Source organism: Micromonospora sp. CV4 (genome assembly GCF_003667455.1).
In the GTDB taxonomy this organism is placed as follows: Bacteria; Actinomycetota; Actinomycetes; order Mycobacteriales; family Micromonosporaceae; genus Micromonospora.
Map to the genome: position 1 here is coordinate 51,099 of NZ_RCVI01000216.1, position 18,478 is coordinate 69,576.

At 72.3% G+C, this 18,478-nt stretch carries 19 protein-coding genes and 2 pseudogenes; 9 read left to right on the forward strand and 12 right to left on the reverse strand.

Translation table 11 applies throughout. The features are described from left to right. The first annotated feature begins 17 nt into the window (after positions 1–17). On the forward strand, positions 18–977 hold the full coding sequence (locus EAD98_RS08770; RefSeq protein ID WP_121653553.1) for an asparaginase: 960 nt from the start codon (positions 18–20) through the stop codon (positions 975–977). A 233-nt stretch (positions 978–1,210) separates the two neighbouring features. Here the strand turns inward: EAD98_RS08770 and EAD98_RS08775 are convergent, their stop codons facing one another. Beyond that, on the reverse strand, positions 1,211–2,008 hold the full coding sequence (locus tag EAD98_RS08775; RefSeq protein ID WP_121653554.1) for an alpha/beta fold hydrolase: 798 nt from the start codon (positions 2,006–2,008) through the stop codon (positions 1,211–1,213). Positions 2,009–2,122: 114 nt separating this feature from the next. Here EAD98_RS08775 and EAD98_RS08780 point away from each other — a divergent pair. The 6 genes and pseudogenes from EAD98_RS08780 to EAD98_RS08805 form a co-directional block, all read left to right on the forward strand. Further along, positions 2,123–2,617 (forward strand): annotated as a pseudogene (locus EAD98_RS08780) (helix-turn-helix domain-containing protein); the annotation flags it as partial. A gap of 134 nt (positions 2,618–2,751) precedes the next feature. Then, positions 2,752–3,462, forward strand: coding sequence for a hypothetical protein (locus tag EAD98_RS08785; RefSeq protein WP_121653556.1), 711 nt, complete (start codon positions 2,752–2,754; stop codon positions 3,460–3,462). Positions 3,463–3,533: 71 nt separating this feature from the next. Further along, positions 3,534–3,848 (forward strand): DUF2516 family protein, encoded by a 315-nt coding sequence (locus EAD98_RS08790; RefSeq protein ID WP_121653557.1) that lies wholly within the window; start codon positions 3,534–3,536, stop codon positions 3,846–3,848. Further along, on the forward strand, positions 3,845–4,732 hold the full coding sequence (locus tag EAD98_RS08795) for an alpha/beta fold hydrolase (protein WP_121653558.1): 888 nt from the start codon (positions 3,845–3,847) through the stop codon (positions 4,730–4,732). Before EAD98_RS08790 ends, EAD98_RS08795 begins: the two co-directional genes overlap by 4 nt. Positions 4,733–4,743: 11 nt before the next feature. Further along, positions 4,744–5,481, forward strand: a complete 738-nt coding sequence (locus EAD98_RS08800; protein ID WP_121653559.1) for an alanyl-tRNA editing protein — start codon at positions 4,744–4,746, stop codon at positions 5,479–5,481. Positions 5,482–5,554: 73 nt separating this feature from the next. Then, a complete protein-coding gene (locus tag EAD98_RS08805) occupies positions 5,555–6,469 on the forward strand; it encodes an SDR family oxidoreductase (RefSeq protein WP_121653560.1) in 915 nt (304 codons plus the stop codon). On the opposite strand, the pseudogene EAD98_RS08810 reads toward EAD98_RS08805, so the two are convergent. The 5 genes and pseudogenes from EAD98_RS08810 to EAD98_RS08830 form a co-directional block, all read right to left on the reverse strand. Further along, positions 6,460–7,429, reverse strand: a pseudogene (locus tag EAD98_RS08810) (helix-turn-helix transcriptional regulator). The gene EAD98_RS08805 and the pseudogene EAD98_RS08810 overlap by 10 nt on opposite strands. Positions 7,430–7,450: 21 nt before the next feature. Next, positions 7,451–8,092 (reverse strand): response regulator transcription factor, encoded by a 642-nt coding sequence (locus tag EAD98_RS08815; protein ID WP_121653561.1) that lies wholly within the window; start codon positions 8,090–8,092, stop codon positions 7,451–7,453. Further along, positions 8,089–9,360 carry a sensor histidine kinase gene (locus tag EAD98_RS08820; protein ID WP_121653562.1) on the reverse strand — a complete coding sequence of 424 codons (1,272 nt, stop codon included), beginning with the start codon at positions 9,358–9,360 and terminating at the stop codon, positions 8,089–8,091. Before EAD98_RS08820 ends, EAD98_RS08815 begins: the two co-directional genes overlap by 4 nt. A 10-nt stretch (positions 9,361–9,370) precedes the next feature. Further along, positions 9,371–10,105: an ABC transporter permease gene (locus EAD98_RS08825; protein WP_121653563.1), complete on the reverse strand. Its 735-nt coding sequence runs from the start codon at positions 10,103–10,105 to the stop codon at positions 9,371–9,373. An 11-nt stretch (positions 10,106–10,116) separates the two neighbouring features. Then, positions 10,117–11,025 carry an ABC transporter ATP-binding protein gene (locus tag EAD98_RS08830; protein ID WP_121653564.1) on the reverse strand — a complete coding sequence of 303 codons (909 nt, stop codon included), beginning with the start codon at positions 11,023–11,025 and terminating at the stop codon, positions 10,117–10,119. A 203-nt stretch (positions 11,026–11,228) separates the two neighbouring features. On the opposite strand from EAD98_RS08830, the gene EAD98_RS08835 reads away from it, so the two are divergent. Continuing rightward, the gene (locus tag EAD98_RS08835; RefSeq protein WP_121653565.1) at positions 11,229–12,020 is read left to right on the forward strand and encodes an EI24 domain-containing protein; all 792 of its coding nucleotides are present in this window, start codon (positions 11,229–11,231) and stop codon (positions 12,018–12,020) included. Position 12,021: 1 nt separating this feature from the next. Continuing rightward, complete coding sequence (locus EAD98_RS08840; RefSeq protein ID WP_121653566.1) at positions 12,022–12,537, forward strand: O-acetyl-ADP-ribose deacetylase; 516 nt, start codon at positions 12,022–12,024, stop codon at positions 12,535–12,537. A 301-nt stretch (positions 12,538–12,838) separates the two neighbouring features. Here EAD98_RS08840 and EAD98_RS08845 read toward each other — a convergent pair whose 3' ends face one another. The 6 genes from EAD98_RS08845 to EAD98_RS08870 are packed head-to-tail and all read right to left on the reverse strand — an operon-like array spanning position 12,839 to position 18,466. Next, the gene (locus EAD98_RS08845; protein ID WP_121653567.1) at positions 12,839–13,735 is read right to left on the reverse strand and encodes a GNAT family N-acetyltransferase; all 897 of its coding nucleotides are present in this window, start codon (positions 13,733–13,735) and stop codon (positions 12,839–12,841) included. A gap of 1 nt (position 13,736) precedes the next feature. After that, complete coding sequence (locus EAD98_RS08850; protein ID WP_121653568.1) at positions 13,737–14,150, reverse strand: RidA family protein; 414 nt, start codon at positions 14,148–14,150, stop codon at positions 13,737–13,739. A gap of 57 nt (positions 14,151–14,207) precedes the next feature. Further along, a complete protein-coding gene (locus EAD98_RS08855) occupies positions 14,208–15,215 on the reverse strand; it encodes a LacI family DNA-binding transcriptional regulator (RefSeq protein WP_121653569.1) in 1,008 nt (335 codons plus the stop codon). Between the two features lie 19 nt (positions 15,216–15,234). Further along, the gene (locus EAD98_RS08860; RefSeq protein ID WP_121653570.1) at positions 15,235–16,647 is read right to left on the reverse strand and encodes a GH1 family beta-glucosidase; all 1,413 of its coding nucleotides are present in this window, start codon (positions 16,645–16,647) and stop codon (positions 15,235–15,237) included. Next, the gene (locus tag EAD98_RS08865) at positions 16,644–17,477 is read right to left on the reverse strand and encodes a carbohydrate ABC transporter permease (protein ID WP_121653571.1); all 834 of its coding nucleotides are present in this window, start codon (positions 17,475–17,477) and stop codon (positions 16,644–16,646) included. Before EAD98_RS08865 ends, EAD98_RS08860 begins: the two co-directional genes overlap by 4 nt. Continuing rightward, positions 17,474–18,466 (reverse strand): carbohydrate ABC transporter permease, encoded by a 993-nt coding sequence (locus EAD98_RS08870; RefSeq protein WP_121653572.1) that lies wholly within the window; start codon positions 18,464–18,466, stop codon positions 17,474–17,476. The genes EAD98_RS08865 and EAD98_RS08870 overlap by 4 nt, the downstream gene beginning before the upstream one ends. Between the last annotated feature and the right edge of the window lie 12 nt (positions 18,467–18,478).

The following is an 18,478-nucleotide window of genomic DNA, read 5'->3' on the forward strand; positions in this document are numbered from 1 at the left end:
TCGGTACCGTCCAGCACGTGGGAAAGACGTACGAGGGCGGCGCGCCGCTCGCCGAGGTGGTCCGTTCCGGGTTCGTCGAGGGCATGCACCGAGGCTCGGTGGTGGTGCTGGACGCCGCCGGCGTGCCGGTGGCCGCCGCCGGGGACGTGACCGCACCGATCTTCCCCCGCTCGGCCAGCAAGCCGATGCAGGCGATCGGGATGCTCCGCGCCGGCCTGCCGCTGACCGACCCGGCCGACCTGGCGCTGGTGTCGGCCAGCCACGCCGGTGAGGAGTTCCACCTGGCTCGGGTCGGCGCGTTGCTGCACCGGGCCGGGCTGGACGCCTCGGCCCTGCACTGCCCGCCCGACCTGCCGGTGGGCGCGGCGGCCCGCGAGGCCGTGCTGCGCGCCGGAGGCGGCCCGACCCGGGTGCAGATGAACTGCTCCGGCAAGCACAGCGGCATGCTGCTGACCTGCCAGGCGGCCGGGTGGCCGCTGGACGGCTACTGGCGGCCGGAGCACCCGTTGCAGCAGCGACTGCGGGCGGCCATCGAGGAGTTCACCGGCGAGGAGGCGGCGGCGGTGGGCGTGGACGGCTGCGGGGCTCCGGTGCTCGCGGTGTCCCTGACCGGCCTGGCCGGGGCGTACCTCCGGCTCGTCGACGCCGAGCCCGGCTCGGCGCCGCGCGCGGTGGCCGATGCCATGCGCGCCCACCCGGAGATCGTCGGCGGCACCCGGGCCGACGACACCCGGCTGATGCGCGGCGTACCGGGCCTGCTGGCCAAGGTCGGCGCCGAGGGCGTGATCGCGGTGGGGTTGCCGGGCGTCGGCGCCGTCGCGTTGAAGATCGACGATGGGGCCGACCGGGCCAGGATGCCGGTGCTGGTCTCCGCGCTGCGTCGGCTCGGCGTGGACGCCCCGGTGCTGGCGGAGTATGCCGAGGGGCCGCTCTTCGGCGGTGGCGTTCCGGTCGGCGCGGTCCGCCCGCTCTGGTGACCGCCGCCGGCCCGCCCACCCGCTGGCCCGCCCACCGGCCGGCCGCGCGCCGGCCAACTCCGGATCGAGCGCTATACCTCAGAGGTACAAATATGACTCGGAGGTATAGCGCTCGTCGCGGCGTCAGGCCCGTCGGTTCGTGGCGGGTCTGTTCGCGGGCGCGATGATGCCGGGCTCTCAGCCCCTTGACGCCGCCGTCCGAGGCGCGGTCGGGGCCGCTCCTCGCCGAGCGGCTAGCTCAGGAAGTCGAGCAGGGCGGCGTTGACCGCCTCGGGGCGCTCCAGCGGCAGCAGGTGCCCGGCGTCCGGCACGTCGGGCAGGCGTACCGCGCCGGGCACCTCGGCGGCGATCCGGTCGGCGAGGCGGCTGATGTCCGGCACGTCGGCGGCGCCCGCGGTGACCAGGACGGGCACTCGCAGCTCGCCGAGACGGCCGATCGCTGGCGGCGTCAGCTCGCCCACCTCCACCGCGCCGAGCGCCGACTCGGCGGCAAGCGCGCGCTGATCCATCTCCTGCGCGAACGCGATCAGCCCGGGGTTGACGTCGGCCGGCTGGCGACCCGGGCCGACCACCCAGAAGCGCACCTCGCCGGCCGCCCCGGCGGCGAAGTCGTCGGGGTCGACCTCGCCGACCAGGTCGTCCCAGAGGTCGTTGGCCTCCTCGGACCACTCGTTGCCGGAGACCGCCGAGTCGAACAGCGCGAGCGCGCTCACCCGATCCGGGTGGGCCAGCGCGGTGTCGATGGCGACCGACCCGCCGAAGGAGCAGCCCACCAGGGCGGCTCGGGGCAGGTCGAGCGCGTCCAGCAGGCCCGCCACGTCATCGTGATGAGCGAACGGCGTCGGTGGCAGCTCGGAATCGCCGTAGCCGCGCAGGTCCGGGACGATCACCCGGTGCCGGGTGGCGAGCGCGGACAGCTGACCCCGCCACATCCGCCGGTCGGCGATGCCGGCGTGCAGCAGCACGACGGGCGACCCGGTGCCGGCCTCGTCGTAGGCGATGACTGCTCCGTTGACTGTGATCTTGTGCACGGGACGGACGGTACGGAACCCCGCGAGCCGCGTGCAAGCGGGTTGCTGAGACCTTGCTAACTCTGGCTAGCGTTTTGCTTGCAAGAGTTAGCAACGGCGGTTAGCGTCGCCCTCATGGCCACACCGAAGGACCTCCCCGACGTCGGCGGGTTCATCCGCGATCTGCGGCGCAACGCCAAGATCTCGCTGCGGCAGCTCGCCGAGCAGGCGGGGGTCAGCAACCCGTACCTCAGCCAGATCGAGCGCGGCCTGCGCAAGCCCAGCGCCGAGGTGCTCCAGCAGCTGGCCAGCGCGCTGCGGGTCTCCACTCCCGCGATGTACCTGCGCGCCGGGCTGCTGGACGACAAGGAGGGCCACGGTGTGCTCGCCGCCATCGCGGTGGACCCCGACCTGACGATGGCCCAGAAACAGTCGCTCAGCCAGATCTACGAGACGTTCCGTCGGGAGAACACCCGGTTGGCCGAGGCCAGGGCCGCCGCCGAGGGCGCCGGGTCGGACACCTCCGGCGGCGCGGCCGAGGCGACCGCCCCGACCGACGTCGCCGATCAACCGGCCGATGTGGCCAACCTGGCCGCCACCGGCCCCACCACCGCGGGCGGCACCCCGACCGAGGCCGTGCTCGAGTCGGTCGCCGTCACCGAGGCGGGCACCACGCCCGCCCCGACCAGCACCAGCACCCCCGAGAAGAAGGCCGCCGGTCCGGCGGTCCGGAAGGCCGCCGAGGCGGCCGAAGAGGAGACGTCATGACCGAGCCGAAGACCAACCGCATCCCCGCCCCGATCTACGCCGCTGCCGGCGCCGGGGAGCTGGCCCTCGAGCAGCTGCGCAAGCTGCCGGCCGTGGTCGGCGTCCTGGGCACCCGGGTCGTCGCCGACCTGGGCGGCCGGGCCGTGCTGACCGGCTTCGAGCTGCGCCAGAAGGCCACCGAGACGCTGCGTACCGCCAACGAGACCGCCGAGAGCCTGCGTAGCCGGGCCCAGGCCGAGCTGGACCTGGACAAGCTGCGCGAGTCGGCCGACCTCGCCAAGCTGCGCGAGGTCGCCGACCTGGACCGGCTGCGCGCCGCCGCGACCCGCAACGCCGCCGTGGTCGTCGCCGGTGCCCAGGCCGCCCAGGAGCGGGCGTTCGCCGCGTACGGCGCACTGGTCGCCCGCGGCGAGCGGGTCGTCGGCGCCGGCGTGCTGGAGGCCGCCGAGACGGTCAACGCCGACATCGAGGCGACCCAGGCCGTGACGCCGGCCGCGACCCCGGTCGAGGCCACCGCTCCGGTCGAGGCCACCGCGCCGGCCGAGGTGCCGACCCCGGCCGACGTGGCCGAGATCGCCGAGGCCAAGCCGGCCGCCGTGAAGAAGGCCGCCCGGGCCCCGAAGGCCGCCAAGCCCGCCAAGCCCGCCGCGACCCCGTCGGCGAAGCTGCCCCGGGCCACCAAGCGGACCCGTCCGGCGGCCGAGTAGTTCGTGGTGTCGACGACCCCGACGGCGTCCTTGTCGGACGTAGTCGGGGTCGTCGACATAAGCTTGCCGGCATGGCCAACGCCGCGCCGATCTTCGCCTTCGCCGTCCGTGACGTGATCGAGCTGATCCTGCTCGTCTTCGCGCTGATCGTTCAGGGCGTCGCCCTGGTGCACGCCGTCACGCAGCGCTCCGACGCCTTCCCCGCCATCGGGACCCTGCCCAAGGGTGGCTGGATCGCCATCCTGGCGGTCTGCCTCGTGCTGACCCTGCTCGGCTTCGGCCCGATCAGCCTCTTCGGACTCGTGGGCATCGCGGCCGGTCTCATCTATCTCCTGGACGTCCGGGTCGGCCTGCGCGACCTGAGCGACGGTAAAGGGTTCTGGTGAGAGGCTTCCGCTGGCCACCGCCGCCGGACGGCGGTCCCCGCACCTGGGGGCCCGGCCCGGGTGGGCCGCGTACCGGTCGGCCGGCGCTGCCGGAGCCGGAGACCGAGCTGGTCACCACCCCGCACGGCGTACGGCTGGAACGGCTGGTCACCGGCACCGGTGATCCGGTCACCGTGTTCGCGCACGGGTTCGGCAACGGCATCGCCACCACCCGCCCGTTCGGCAGTGGGGTGACCGGCCGCAAGGTGTTCTTCCAGTTCCGTGGGCACGGTCGCTCCGACGCGCCGGCCGGTCCGTGGAACTACCTGGACCTGGCCCGGGACCTGCGCGCCGTCGCGGATCTCGGCGGAGCCAGCCGGGCGTTCGGGGCGAGCCTCGGCGCGGGGGCGCTCTGCCGGCTGCTGGCCGAGAGCCCGGAGCGCTTCGAGAAGCTGGTCTTCTTCCTGCCGGCCGTGCTCGACCAGCCGCGCGGCCCGGTCGCCCGGGAACGCGTGACGGACCTGCTGGAGGCGGTCGAGAGCGGCGACGCCTCGGCGGTCGCCGACGTGGTCTCGCTGGAGCTGCCGACGGCGGTCCGCAACACTCCGGCCGGCTGGTCGTACCTGCGGCAGCGGCTCGACCAGCTGCTCCGCGACGGTCTGGCCGACGGTCTGGCCACTCTGCCGGAGCAGACGCCACTGCGCGACGCCACCGTCCTGTCCGCGGTCACCGCGCCGGCGCTGGTGATCGGTTGTGCGGGCGACGACCTGCATCCGGTCGAGGTCGCCGAGCAGCTCGCCGCCGCGCTTCCCCAGGCCACCCTGCACGTGTACGACCGGCCGGGCGTGCTCTGGACGGAACGCGCCGATCTGCGCGAGCGCATCTCCGGCTTCCTGAACGAGTAACGTGCCCTGCCATGGGCGTCACACAGCATGGCCGGACCCACCGACTGGACCTCGCCGACCCGACCCTGCGCGAGTGGACCTGCACGGTCCTGCACGCCGACCCCGAGCAGGGCATCGTGCTCGACCGTTCGGCGTTCTACCCGGGCGGCGGCGGGCAGCCACCGGACCACGGCGTGCTGCTCTGGCAGGGCGTACAGACGCGGATCGTCGGCACCCGCAAGGGCGACGACCCGTACCTGATCCCCGCCGAGGGTGACCCGCTGCCGCCGGCCGGCACCGAGGTCGTCGGCGCGGTGGAGGACGAGCGCCGCACCCGTCTGATGCGCACCCACTCCGGGCTGCACGTGCTCTGCGGGGTGGTGTTCCGCGACTTCGGCGCGCTGGTCACCGGCAACTCGATGGAGCCGGGGGAGGCCCGGATGGATTTCAACCTCCCCGAGGTGCCGCCCGACTTCAAGAGCCGGATCGAGGAGCTGGTCAACGCCGAGGTGGCCGCCGACCGTTCGGTCGCCGTCCGGGTGCTGCCGCGCACCGAGGCCCTCGCCCTCCCGGACATCATCCGTACCCAGTCCAACCTCATCCCGCCGGACGAGCAGGAGGTGCGGATCGTCGACATCGTCGGGCTGGACGTGCAGGCCGACGGCGGCACCCACGTCGCGTCCACCGCCCAGATCGGCAAGGTGCAGGTGGTCAAGGTGGAGAGCAAGGGCCGGGCCAACCGCCGGGTCCGCGTCCGGCTCGTGGACTGACCGCCCCACCGTCCACCAGTTCTTTCAAGAATTCGGACGGCGGCTGTCAGGTATTCCTGACAGCGTCGCAGGCATGACACAACCGCTCACAGGAAAGATCGCGCTCGTCGCCGGTGCCACCCGTGGCGCCGGGCGGCAGATCGCCGTTCAGCTCGGCGCGGCCGGTGCCACGGTCTACGCCACCGGTCGCAGCACCCGGGCCGGCCGCTCCGAGATGGACCGACCGGAGACCATCGAGGAGACCGCCGAGCTGGTCAGCGCGGCCGGCGGCACCGGCATCGGCGTTCAGGTCGATCACCTGGTGCCGGAGCAGGTCCGCGACCTGGTCGCCCGGATCGACGCCGAGCAGGGCCGCCTCGACGTGCTGGTGAACGACATCTGGGGTGGCGACCCGCTGGTCACCTGGGAGAAGCCGGTCTGGGAGCAACCACTGGAGGCCGGGTTCCGCACCCTGCGGCTGGCCGTCGACACGCACATCATCACCAGCCATTTCGCGCTGCCGTTGCTGATCCGCAAGCCCGGTGGCCTGGTGGTGGAGATCAGCGACGGCACCAAGGCGTACAACGACGAGAACTACCGGCTGTCGGTCTTCTACGACCTCGCCAAGACCTCGGTCAACCGGCTCGGCTTCAGCCAGGCACACGAGTTGAAGCCGCACGACTGCACCGCCGTCGCGCTCACCCCCGGCTGGATCCGCTCGGAGGCCATGCTGGAGCACTTCGGCGTGACCGAGGAGAACTGGCGCGACGGGGCGGCCACCGACCCGCACTTCCTCATCTCCGAGACGCCGGCCTTCGTCGGGCGCGCGGTGGCCGCGCTCGCCGCAGACGAGGAGAAGGCCCGCTGGAACGGCATGTCCGTCGACGCCGGCACGCTCTCGAAGGTGTACGGGTTCACCGACGTCGACGGCAGCCAGCCGGAAGCGTTCCGGTACATCACCGAGGTGGTCGACGCCGGTAAGCCGGCCGACGTCACCGGCTACCGGTAGAGCGCGCGCAACCGGTCGGCGGCCTCGGCGAACAGCTCCCGCAGCTCGGGCGGATCGAGGGCCTCGACCTCGGGGCCGAGCCCGAGCAGTTGGTGGTACGCCACCCCGACGGATTCGACCGGCAGCCGCGCCCTCACCCAGCCCTGCCGGTCGGGCCCGTCGGCGCCGGCGACCACCTCGTCGTACACGAAAGGGGCATCGACCAGGTGCCGGAGCTGGCGCAGGCCGGCCGGGCTGAGCCGGACGGTGACCTCGGCCCGCAGCATCGTCCGCAGGAACGACCCGGCCTGCTCGCGCCAGTACCCCGCCAGGTCGAAGCCCTCGTCCCGCTCGAAGCTCTCCTCGCCCACCTCGACCCCGGTCACCCGGTCCACCCGGTAGGTGCGCGTGTCGTCGCCAACCCCTCCGACCAGGTACCAGACACCGCTCTTGAGCACCAGACCGTACGGTCGCACCCGGCGCGTCACCTCCCGGTCACCACGCCGGTAGCGCAGTTGGACCACCCGGTCCCGCCAGACCGCCCGGGCCAGTTCGGTGAGCAGCGGCGGCGGTTCGGTCTCCCGGAACCAGCCCGGCACGTCCAGGTGGAATCGCTGCCCGGCGCGGGCCGGGGCATCCCGCAGGGCGGGCGGCAGCGCGGCGAGGACCTTGAGCTCGGCGGCGGCGACCGCGTCGGCAAGGCCCATGTCGCCGGCCGGCCCGGGCAGACCGGCGAGGAAGAGCGCCTCCGCCTCGTCCCGGGTCAGCCCGGTCAGCCGGGTCCGGTAGCCGCCGAGCAGCCGGGTACCCGCCGGCCCGACCCCGGTCCGCGTAGACCGGCACCCCGGCGGCGGAAAGCGCCAGCACGTCCCGGTAGACGGTCCGCTCGGAGACCTCCAACTCCCGTGCCAGCTCGCCCGCGGTCATCGACCCGCGGGCCTGCAACAGCAACAGCAACGAGATCAGTCGAGAGGCGCGCACCCGCCCATCCTGCCCGGCCGGTCACCGTCCGCCGGGCGTCAGCAGCCCCCGGTCGTACGCGGTGGCGACCGCCGCCGCCCGGTCGTTGACCCCGAGCTTGGCGTAGACGTGCAGCAGGTGCGTCTTGACGGTGGCTTCGCTGATGAACAGCCGCGCCGCCGCCTCCCGGTTGGAAGCGCCCCGGGCCACCAGGACGAGCACCTCCAGCTCGCGCTGGCTGAGCGGCTCCTCGGCCGGGGCGCGCAGCCGACCCATCAGCCGGCCCGCCACGCTGGGCGAGAGAACGGACTCGCCCCGGGCGGCGGACCGTACCGCTCGGACGAGGTCCTCGCGGGGCGCGTCCTTCAGCAGGTATCCGGTCGCGCCCGCCTCGATCGCCGGCAGCACGTCCGCGTCCGTGTCGTACGTGGTGAGCACCAGCACCCGGGCGGCGCTGCCGGAGCGGGCCAATCGTCCGATGGCGGTCACCCCGTCCATGCCGGGCATCCGCAGGTCCATCAGCACCACGTCCGGACGCAGCGTCGCGACCAGGGCCAGCGCCTCGGCCCCGTCCGCGGCCTCGCCCACCACGTCGAACCCCGGGTCGCCGGTGAACATGCCGCGCAGCCCGTCCCGCACCACCGGATGGTCGTCGACGATCAGCAGCCGGACCGGTCCGGTCATCCGGCACTCCCGGCGAGGGCGGGCACGGAGGCCGAGATCGCGGTGCCGACGCCCGGCTCGGACTCGACGGCCAACTCGCCGCCGACCCGGACCACCCGCTGCCGCATGGCGGTCAACCCGTACCCGCCGCCCGGCTCCCGGGGTGTCGGCTGGTTGGTGACGTCGAATCCGGTCCCGTCGTCACGGACGTCCAGGGTGACCATGTCCTCCATGTACGACAGGGTCAGCCCGACCCGCGACGCGGCGGCATGCCGGGCCACGTTGGCCAACGCCTCCTGGGCGGCCCGCAGCAGGGTCACCTCGACCTCCGGATGCAGCGGGCGAGGCGTGCCGGTGGTGGCGACCTCCGCTCGCACCCCGTTGAGGGCCGACCAGCGCCTGCCCAACTCGGCGAGGGCGTCCGGCAGCCGGGCCGTCTCCAGCGGCTCCGGGCGGACCGCCCGCACCGAGCGGCGGGCCTCGGTGAGGCTCTCCCGGGCCAGGGCGAGGGCGTTGTCCACGTGGCGACGCCAGTCGGCGGAGCGGTCGCGGGTCTGCTCGGCCGCCTCAAGTTGGGTGATGATGCCGGTCAATCCCTGGGCCAGGGTGTCGTGGATCTCCCGGGCCATCCGCTGGCGCTCGTCCAGCATGCCGGCCTCCCTGGCCTGGGTGAGCAGTTGGGCGTGCAGCCCCGCGTTCTCCCGGGCCGTGTCGGCGAGCCTCCGGTTCGCCCCGGCCAGCTCCTCCACCAGGAGTTTGCGGTTGGCGTTCTGCCGCTCGGTGACGGTGCCGAACCAGCTCACCGCACCGGCCGCCCCGGCGTTGAACAGCACCAGCACCGACCAGAGCAGCCAGTGCGCCGCCGAGTCGGGTGGACCTGCGCTCTGCGCGGTGGCGACCAGCACGCCGGTCACCGCCACCCCGGCGAACCGCCACCTACCGGAAAGCGCGACGAACGCGTGCACGAAGCCGACCCAGGCGAAGAAGCCGTACCACGGGCTGGCCACCACCAGGACGGCGCTGAAGGCGAGCAGCCCGACGTAATAGGCCGCCATCAGCGCCCGCCGGGTGATCCACTGCGGGTGCAGGGTGATGAACCAGGCGACCCAGCAGCCGGCCGCCAGGGCGACGCCCAGGGTCGGCGGGAACGGCAGGCTGCCCGGGGCCGGCGCGAAGCGCGCCAGCACGGTCCCGACGAGCAGCCCGAGGAAGGGCACGACCCGGTAGACGCTCGCCTCGCGCGCCTCCCACACGGCAAGCCGGTCAACCTGTTCCGCGGTGCTGGTCATCGGTTGTTGCTCACTCCCAGCGGAAGAGTTTCGCGGCGGTCGCGCCGGCGGCCACCGCGACCACCGCCATTATCCCCAGGTGCAGCGGGTGTGGCGACGTCCCCGTCCAGGCGTCGAGCAGCGCCTGCACCCCGGGCGGCGTGTAGTCGCCGATCCGGACCAGGAAGTCCGGCAGGAGGAACCGGGGCAGGTAGACGCCGCCGAAGAACATGACCGCCATGAACAACGGCACCGCAAGTGCCTGCGCCGATTTGGTCGTCCGCGCCACCGCCGCCACCAGCAGGCCCAGCGCCAGCAGGGCCGCCGTACCGAGGACGAGGGCCAGCGCGAAGCCCAGCGGACGCCGGGGCAGCGGTACGTCGAAGGCCAACCGGCCGACCCCGATGAGCAGTACGGCGCTGACCAGGATGGTGGCGAGCGAGATGACCAGTTGGGCGGCCAGCAGCGCGGCCGGGCCGGCCGGGGTGGTGGCCAGCCGGCGCAGCACTCCACGTTCCCGGTAGGTCGCCAGGACCGTGGGCAGGATGTTCACCGCCGACATGGCGAGCGTGATCACCAGCAGCGAGGGTGCGAAGTACTGGATGAAGGAAAGGTCGCCGAACTGCGGATCCGACTCGCGCAGCGCCGGGATCAGCCCGAACACCAGCAGCAGCGCCAGTGGCAGAGCGACGGTCGTCACCGGCGAGCCGAAGTCCCGTAGGAAGAGTCGTGTCTCGATCTTGAGAATCTGCCCGAAGGCGTGCATGTCGTTCTCCCTCAGACGGCGGGCCGACGCCCGGTCAGCTCGACGAACGCGTCGTCGAGGGTGGACTGCTCCAGCCGCAGGTCCGCGGCGATGATCTGGTTGCGGGCGAGCACCGAGGTGACCGAGTGCAGCACGTCACCGGTGCCGGTCACCACCAGCTGACCTCCGGTGCGGTGTACGGCGATGACCTCGGGCAGGTCCGTGAGAAGCCGGTCGTCCACCGGGGCGGACGGCCGGAACCGGACCCGCTGCTCCGGGAGCACCGCCGACACCAGGCTGGCCGGGCTGTCCAGTGCGACGACCCGTCCACGGTCGATCACGGCCACCCGGTCGCAGAGTCGCTCGGCCTCCTCCATGAAGTGGGTGACCAGAACGATCGTCACGCCGCTGTCCCGGATCTGCTCGATGAGAGCCCAGGTGTCCCGCCGGGACTGCGGGTCCAGCCCGGTGGTCAACTCGTCCAGGATCGCGACGCTCGGGTTGCCGACCAGCGCCAGCGCGATCGACAGCCGCTGCTTCTGACCGCCGGAGAGCTTCTTGTACGGGGTGTTCCGCTTGTCACCCAGACCCAGCCTGTCCAGCAGGCCAGCCGGATCGGCCGGGTCGCGGTAGAACGAGGCGTACAGCTCCAGCGCCTCGGCGACGCGCAGCTGGTCCGGCAGTTGGCTCTCCTGGAGCTGTACGCCAACCCGCTGGCGGAGTTGGGCCGCGTCCCTGCGGGGGTCGAGCCCGAGGACCGACACCCCACCCCTGTCGGGGACGCGGAGCCCGGCGACACACTCCACCGTGGTGGTCTTGCCGGCGCCGTTCGGGCCGAGGACCCCGAAGATCTCCCCGGCCGCCACCGTGAACGACACGTCGTCCACGGCCACCAGGTCGCCGTACCGCTTGTGCAGACTGGTCACCTCAATGACCGGCATCGCGCCGCCTTCCGCCGTTGTACCTGTCCCTGTGCCTGTCCAGACTGGCGGCGGCAGCCCGGCGGCGGATCGACCAGCCGTTGGTGATCTGCCGGGACGGCGGTTGACCCCGAAGATCCACCAACCGGTTGATGTGCGGGGAAGGGCCTCTTGTCAACGCGCCGCCCGGCGGCGGTCCGTACTGATCGCTAGGCTGCTCGGTCGTGGACGCCAGCAGAATCGCCAGTCCGGTGACGGGCAACGTCGGAAGCTTCTTCACCGGTGTCGGATTGCTCCTACGCGGGCTCGGCCTCTACGTGCGCAGCCCGAAACTGATGCTGCTCGGCATGGTGCCGGCGCTGATCTCCGGTGTGCTGTTCGTGGCCGCGTTCGCCACCCTCGTGTACTTCGTGGACGAGATCGCCGCCCTGGTCACCCCGTTCGCCGACGACTGGTCGAGCACCGCCCGCGGCCTGGTCCGGGTGATCGCCGGGCTGGCGTTCCTGGGCCTCGGCGGCCTGCTCGCCGTGGTCAGCTTCACGGCCGTCACCCTGGTCATCGGCGACCCGTTCTACGAGAAGATCTCCGAGCGGGTGGAGGAGCGGTACGGCGGCACGCCGGGGTCGGTGGACGTGCCCTTCTGGTCGTCGCTGCGTCGTAGCCTCGCCGACTCCGTACGACTGGTGGCCCTCACGGCGCTGGTCGGCATCCCGCTCTTCCTCGCCGGCTTCATCCCGGTGATCGGCCAGACGGTCGTACCGGTGATCGGGGCGGCGGTGGGTGGCTGGTTCCTCGCCGTGGAGTTGGTCGGCGCGCCGTTCTACCGGCGCGGGATGCGGCTCCCGCAGCGCCGGTCGATCCTCAAGGCCGACCGATCCACCGCGCTCGGCTTCGGAGTGGCGGTCTTCCTCTGCTTCCTGATCCCGCTCGGTGCCGTGCTGATCATGCCGGCCGCGGTCGCCGGCGCCACCCTGCTGGCCCGTCGCTCGCTCGGCCAGCCCATCGAGGAGCGCTGACATGCAGATAACCCTCGTCGAGGGGGACATCACCACCCAGCGGGTGGACGCCATCGTGAACGCCGCGAACTCGTCCCTGCTCGGGGGCGGCGGCGTCGACGGCGCCATCCACCGCCGCGGCGGTCCCGCCATCCTGGCCGAGTGCCGGGCGCTGCGGGCGTCCCGGTACGGCCGGGGCCTGCCCACCGGACAGGCGGTGTCGACCACGGCCGGGGAGCTGCCGGCCCGCTGGGTGATCCACACCGTCGGACCGGTCTGGTCGGCCACCGAGGACCGCTCCGCGCTGCTGCGTGACTGCTACGCCAACAGCCTGCGGGTGGCCGACGAGCTGGGCGCGACCACCGTGGCGTTCCCGCTGATCTCCGCCGGCATCTACGGCTGGCCCGTCGACGACGCCGTCCGCCAGGCGCTGTCGGTGCTGCGCTCGGCAGAGCCGGTCACCGTTACCGAGGCCCGCCTGGTGCTGTTCGGCGCCGACACCCTCGCGGTAGCCCGCCAGGTCTTCGACGCCACCTGACCGTTCCCGTCGCCGGCCTGTCCGCCTGTCCGCCTGTCCGCCGGTCGGCCGCTCCGCCGCTCCGCCGCTCGGCCGCTCGGCCGCTCCGCCTCGATCGGGTGATGAGAAGTAGGTCGCGGCCGGACATGTACTGAAGAGCTCGATACCTGTGAGTCATAAATATGACTCACAGGTATCGAGCTCATTGGGGCGTGTGGTCCGGTGAGGTCGCCTGGCCCGGCCACGGACGTGTGACCTGGTCGGGCCGCTCGCCGTGGGGTTGTCGGTGGAGCCGTCGGGCCGCGTCGATAGGGACCGGCGATCAGGTCAGCTCGGCCAGGCAGGACCACTGGGCCGCGACCGCCCGATACCCCAGCCGTGCGTTGATCGCCAGCATCGGCGCGTTGGCCTCGTCGTTCGACGTGTAGGCGACGCGGACGCCACCTGCGGCGGCCCGGTGCAGCGCGGCCGTCTTGGCCAGCCGGGCCAGCCCCCGACCCCGGTACGCCGGGATGGTTCCGGTGTAGTCCGACCACATCCGGTCCCCGTCCCGCTTCACGAGGCTGAACGCGGCCACCTCCCCGTCGACCTCGACGGCAGTGCTGGCTGTTTTGTCCAGGCCGAGGTTCTCCCAGACGTCGTACTGCCAGCTCGCATAGCTGACCGCGTCGATCGGCACGTCGCTGGGCTCGGCGACCGACGCGGCGGCGTTGGCCTGGTACAGCAGGTACGGGTCCAGTTCGGCGATGGGGCGCAGTCGTACGCCCGGCGGCGGATCGGGTAGCGCGGGCGCCGGATCCAGGCTGAGCGCGGAGTAGCGAAGCTCGCGGCTGGGTTGGAAACCGTGCCGCCGCGCGAAGGGCAACGCGTCCGGCTGCGCCCAACCGCGGACCTGGCGGACCCCCAGCGGGGTGAGATGCTCGGTCGCGGCCGTCAGCAGCGCCGTGCCGATTCCGCGTCGCCGGTGCTCCGGGTGGACGTGCAGCAGCGCGATGTCACCGAAGCCGGGCGTCGACGTCCAACCGGGGCGCTGGGCGGACACCCAGCCGACCACCTGGGTGTCCACCTCGGCCACGAAGGCGGCCCAGCCGTCCTCCGGTGGTGGTTCGGTGATCATCTTTCGGGTCGACTCCACCCCGCGCACCAGGTACGGGTAGACCATTGCCCGCAGCGCCACCACGGCCGGGGCGTCGTCGGGCCGCGCGACACGAATACGCATCTCAGGCCCCCATCCGTACGGCGGCGACGGCCTCGACCTCGACGAGCTGGTCGGTGTAGCCGAGCACGGCCACGCCGAGCAGGGTGCTGGGCGGGTCGTGGTCGCCGAAGGAGTCCCGGACGACCTCCCAGGCCTTCACGAGATCCGCCTGCTCGGACGACGCGACGTACACCGTGGTCTTGACCACGTCGGTCAGCCGGGCGCTGGCGGCGGCGAGTGCGGTCTCCAGGTTCGCCATCACCTGCCGGGCCTGCGCGGCGTGGTCGCCGGGGGCCACGGTCCGACCCTCCGCGTCGAGCGGGCACGCGCCGGCGGTGAACACCAGCCGGGCGGGCGGCTCGACGGTGGCCGCGTACGCGTACTCGGCGACATCGGAGAGGGCGGGCACGTGCAGCAACGCGACGGGATCCGGCATGCCGGCGAGGCTAACGACGATGGGGTGCCGAGGCGACGCATTAACCGCGGCGAGCGGTCAGGCCGACGCGCGCCGGATCAGTTCGGTGGGGAGCATGACCGCCGGCTCGATGGTCTCGCCGGCGGCCAGCCGGAGCAGCTGTCGGGTCATCCGCCGGCCGATCTCCACGATCGGCTGCCGGACGGTGGTCAGCGGAGGCTCGGTGTACGCGGCGGTCTCGATGTCGTCGAAGCCGACCACCGCCACGTCCTCCGGCACCCGCCGGCCGGCTTCGCGCAGCGTCCGCAGAGCGGCGTGCGCCATCAGGTCGGAGGCGGCGAAGAGCGCGTCCAGGTCGGGGTGCTCGGTGAGCAGGCGATGCATCGCCGCCGCACCGGACTCCCGGGTGAAGTCGCCGACGGCGATCAGCTCGGGCAGCCCGGCGGCGGCGACCGTGGTGCGGTAGCCGGTGAGCCGTTCGATCCCGGCGACCATGTCCTGCGGCCCGGCGATGGTGGCGATCCGGCGGCGACCGCCGTCGATCAGGTGTCGGACCGCCGCGGTCACCCCGCCGACGTGGTCGACGTCGACGTACGGCACGGGCACGTCGCCGAGCGGCCGACCGCTGCACACCACCGGGATGCCGAGCCGGGCGAGCGTGCCGGGCAGCGGGTCGGCGCCGTGCAGAGAGGCGAAGAGCACGCCGTCGACGTGCCGTCCGGTGGTGAACCGCTCGACCCGCTGGTGCCCGGCCGGCGAGCCGGCCAGCATCAGCACCAGCTGCTTGTCGGCCGCCTCCAGCTCCTGACTGACCCCGCGGATGATGCCGGGGAAGACCTGGTCGTCGGAGAACACGCGCGTGGCCGCCTCCGGCATGACCAGGGCGATCGAGTCGGTGCGCTGGGTGACCAGGCTGCGGGCGGCCAGGTTGGGCACGTACCCCAGCTCGGCGACCGCCCGGTTGACCGCCTCCCGGATGGGCTGAGCGACGGTGGTGGAGCCGTTGACCACGCGGGAGACGGTGGCCCGGGAAACCCCGGCCCGCGCCGCCACCGCCTCGAGCGTCGGCCGTTGCGCCGTCGTCATCGCGACTTCCCCCCGCTCGTCACAGCCCGTTCCGGGAGATCACCTCCTGGTACCACCGGGCGCTGGCCTTCGGTGTGCGCCGCTGGGTCAGGTAGTCGACGTGCACGATCCCGAACCGCTTGCGGTAGCCCTCCGCCCACTCGAAGTTGTCCAGGAACGACCATACGAGATAGCCGCGCAGGTCCACGCCCCGGGAGATCGCCTCGTGCGCGGCCCGCAGGTGTCCGTCGAGGTAGGCGATCCGGTCGGTGTCGATCACCTGCCCCGGTCCGTCGGGCGAGTCGCCGCCGGGCTTGTCGGGGAACGCCGCGCCGTTCTCGGTGATCAGCAGCGGCACACCGGGGTAGTCGGTGGCGATCCGCTCCAAAAGTCGGGTCAGCCCTGCGGGCTCGATCATCCAACCCATGTCGGTGAGTGGCCCGGCCGCCGGCAGGAAGTGCACCGCGCCCTCGGTGCCCGGGTACGCGCCGTTGCCCGCGCCGTCGGGCCGACCGGCGACGTAACTCGGCGAGTAGTAGTTGATTCCGAGCAGGTCGATCGGGGCGGCGATCAGCTTCTCGTCGCCGTCCCGGATGAACGTCGGCTCGACGATGCGCGCCACGTGCTCCCGCACGTCGTCCGGGTAGCCGCCGGCCAACAGCGGATCGAGGAAGATCCGGTTGTGCAGGCCGTCGACCAGGCGGACCGCGGCGGCGTCGGCCGCGCTCTGCGGGTCGGCCGGCCGTACATCGGCGGGGTTGAGGGTGATGCCCACGCTGCGCGCGCCGGCCGCGCGCAGCGCCCGCGCCGCCAGGCCGTGCCCGAGCAGCAGATGGTGTACGGCGGTGAAGGCCGCCGCCGGGTCCTGCTCGCCCGGGGCGTGCACCCCGTTGCCGTAGCCGAGGTACGCCGAGCACCAGGGCTCGTTGAGCGTGGTCCAGACGTCCACCCGGTCGCCGAGGCGGGCGTACACCGCCGTGGCGTACGTGGCGAAGTGCTCGGCGGTGTCCCGGTTGGTCCAGCCGCCCCGGTCGTCCAGCGTCTGCGGCAGGTCCCAGTGGTAGAGGGTGACGATCGGGTCGATCCCCTGTGCGAGCAACTTGTCGGTGAGCCGGTCGTAGAAGTCCAGCCCGCGCGGATTGGCCGGGCCCGTGCCGTCCGGCTGGATCCGGGGCCAGGCGACCGAGAACCGGTACGCCCGCAACCCCAGCTCGGCCATCAGCGCCACGTCGTCGGCGTACCGGTGGTAGTGGTCGCAGGCGACGTCGCCGGTGTGGCCCTGGTACACCTTGCCCGGTGTGCGGCTGAAGGTGTCCCAGATGGACGGGCCGCGTCCGTCGTCCCGGGCCGCGCCCTCGATCTGGTACGCGGCGGTGGCCGCGCCCCAGAGGAAGTGCTCGGGAAACCGGATTTCAGCCGCCTCGCTGCTGCGCCTGCTGGTTCGCTCGCTCACGCCTTGACCGCACCTTCCATGATCCCGCCGATGATCTGCCGGCCGAACAGCACGAAGACCAGCAGCAGAGGCAGCGTCGCGATGGCCGTCCCGGTGAAGACCTGCGACATGTCCTGGTAGTACCCGTCCGACAGCGCCCGCAGGGAGAGCTGCACGGTCGGGTTCGCCGGGTCGTTCAGCACAGCGTACGGCCACAGGAAGTCGTTCCAGGTGGTCATGAACGTGAGCAGGCCGAGCACGGCGGCGGCCGGACGCAGCGCGGGCAGCACCACGTGCAGGAACGTCCGGGCGGTGCCGCAGCCGTCCATTCGGGCGGCCTCGATCAGCTCGTCGCTGACCGCCTGGCCGGCGTACTGCCGCATCATGAACACGCCGAACCCGGTGACCAGCGCCGGCACGATCACCGCCGGCAGACGGTCGTTCCAGTTGAGCCGGGTCATCAGCATGTACAGCGGGATCACACCGAGCTGCGTCGGCACCATCATGGTCGCGATGACCACGAGCAGCAGCGCGTTGCGGCCGCGGAACCGCAGTTTCGCGAAGGCGAAGCCGGCCAGGCTGGCGAAGAACACCACCGAGACGGTCACCGTGCCGGCCACGATCGTCGAGTTGATCAGGCCGGTCAGGAAGTACGCGTCGGTGTTGTCGAACAGGCGGGAGATGTTGGCGCCCAGGTTGCCACCCGGGGTGATCGGCGGCGGAAGTTGCCCCATCGCGTCGCTGGACCGGCTGGCCACCACGAACATCCACCAGATCGGGAAGATCGACATCCCGGCGGCGGCCACCAGGGCCAGGTAGGTGAGCGGGCTGGCCCGCCAGAGCCGGCTCATCGGGCCGCTCCCTTCTTGGTGCCCGGTCCGCCGCCCAGCCGGCGCAGGACCAGGACGTTGACCGCGGCGACGATGGCGATGAGCGCGAAGAGCAGCCAGGCCACCGCCGAGCCGCACCCGAAGTTGTAGTGCGGCGCGAAGGCGTTCTCGAACATGTACATGGTCACGGTCTGTGACTCGCGCAGCGGTCCGCCCCGGATCGGGTTGGTGCCGGAATGAAACAGCCGTGGTTCGGTGAAGAGCTGCAACCCGCCGATGGTGGCGACGATGACGCAGAAGATGATCGTCGGCTTGAGCAGTGGCACGGTGATCGACCAGAACTGCCGTACCCGGTTGGCGCCGTCGATCGCCGCCGCCTCGTACAGGTCGCGGGGGATGGCCTGCATCGCGGCCAGGAGGATCAGCGCGTTGTAGCCGGTCCAGCGCCAGTCGACCATGGCGGAGATGGCCACCCAGGAGGCCACCCGGTCGGATTTCCAGGCGATCGGGTCGAGCCCGACCAGGTCCAGCAGCCAGTTGATCATTCCGAATTCGCGGCCGAAGAGCACCCCGAACACGATCGCCACGGCGGCCGTGGACGTCACGTTCGGGACGAGCACCGCCATCCGCCAGCCGGTGCGCGCCCGCAGCCCCCGGTTGAGCAGGTTGGCCAGCCAGAGCGCGGCGAGCAGTTGCGGGACGGTGGAGATGACGAAGATGCCCAGCGTGTTGACCACCGCGTGCCAGAAGTCGACGTCGGCCAGCAGCTGGGTGTAGTTCTCCGCGCCCACGAACGGATGGTCGGTGCCCAGCAGATCCCAGTCGTGCAGTGAGACCCAGAACGTGTACACCAGCGGGTACGCCCCGAAGACCGCGAAGAGCAGGAAGAACGGGGCGATGTAGAGGTACGGCGAGAGTCGGGTGTCGAGGCGGCTGAGCCGGCCCGACGATTGGCGGTGGTTGCCCGCTGCCGGTGCGACCGGCGGGCGGGCGTCGAGCTGGACGGTCATGCCCGGGAACTC

Bases quoted from the DNA above. Each gene is read 5' to 3' on its own strand.
- EAD98_RS08840 (WP_121653566.1), top strand. From the start codon at position 12,022: ATGCAGATAACCCTCGTCGAGGGGGACATCACCACCCAGCGGGTGGAC.
- EAD98_RS08865 (WP_121653571.1), bottom strand. From the start codon at position 17,477: ATGAGCCGGCTCTGGCGGGCCAGCCCGCTCACCTACCTGGCCCTGGTG.
- EAD98_RS08845 (WP_121653567.1), bottom strand. From the start codon at position 13,735: ATGCGTATTCGTGTCGCGCGGCCCGACGACGCCCCGGCCGTGGTGGCG.
- EAD98_RS08815 (WP_121653561.1), bottom strand. From the start codon at position 8,092: ATGACCGGACCGGTCCGGCTGCTGATCGTCGACGACCATCCGGTGGTG.
- EAD98_RS08825 (WP_121653563.1), bottom strand. From the start codon at position 10,105: ATGCACGCCTTCGGGCAGATTCTCAAGATCGAGACACGACTCTTCCTA.
- EAD98_RS08850 (WP_121653568.1), bottom strand. From the start codon at position 14,150: ATGCCGGATCCCGTCGCGTTGCTGCACGTGCCCGCCCTCTCCGATGTC.
- EAD98_RS08830 (WP_121653564.1), bottom strand. From the start codon at position 11,025: ATGCCGGTCATTGAGGTGACCAGTCTGCACAAGCGGTACGGCGACCTG.
- EAD98_RS08790 (WP_121653557.1), top strand. From the start codon at position 3,534: ATGGCCAACGCCGCGCCGATCTTCGCCTTCGCCGTCCGTGACGTGATC.
- EAD98_RS08800 (WP_121653559.1), top strand. From the start codon at position 4,744: ATGGGCGTCACACAGCATGGCCGGACCCACCGACTGGACCTCGCCGAC.
- EAD98_RS08820 (WP_121653562.1), bottom strand. From the start codon at position 9,360: ATGACCAGCACCGCGGAACAGGTTGACCGGCTTGCCGTGTGGGAGGCG.
- EAD98_RS08785 (WP_121653556.1), top strand. From the start codon at position 2,752: ATGACCGAGCCGAAGACCAACCGCATCCCCGCCCCGATCTACGCCGCT.
- EAD98_RS08870 (WP_121653572.1), bottom strand. From the start codon at position 18,466: ATGACCGTCCAGCTCGACGCCCGCCCGCCGGTCGCACCGGCAGCGGGC.
- EAD98_RS08805 (WP_121653560.1), top strand. From the start codon at position 5,555: ATGACACAACCGCTCACAGGAAAGATCGCGCTCGTCGCCGGTGCCACC.
- EAD98_RS08855 (WP_121653569.1), bottom strand. From the start codon at position 15,215: ATGACGACGGCGCAACGGCCGACGCTCGAGGCGGTGGCGGCGCGGGCC.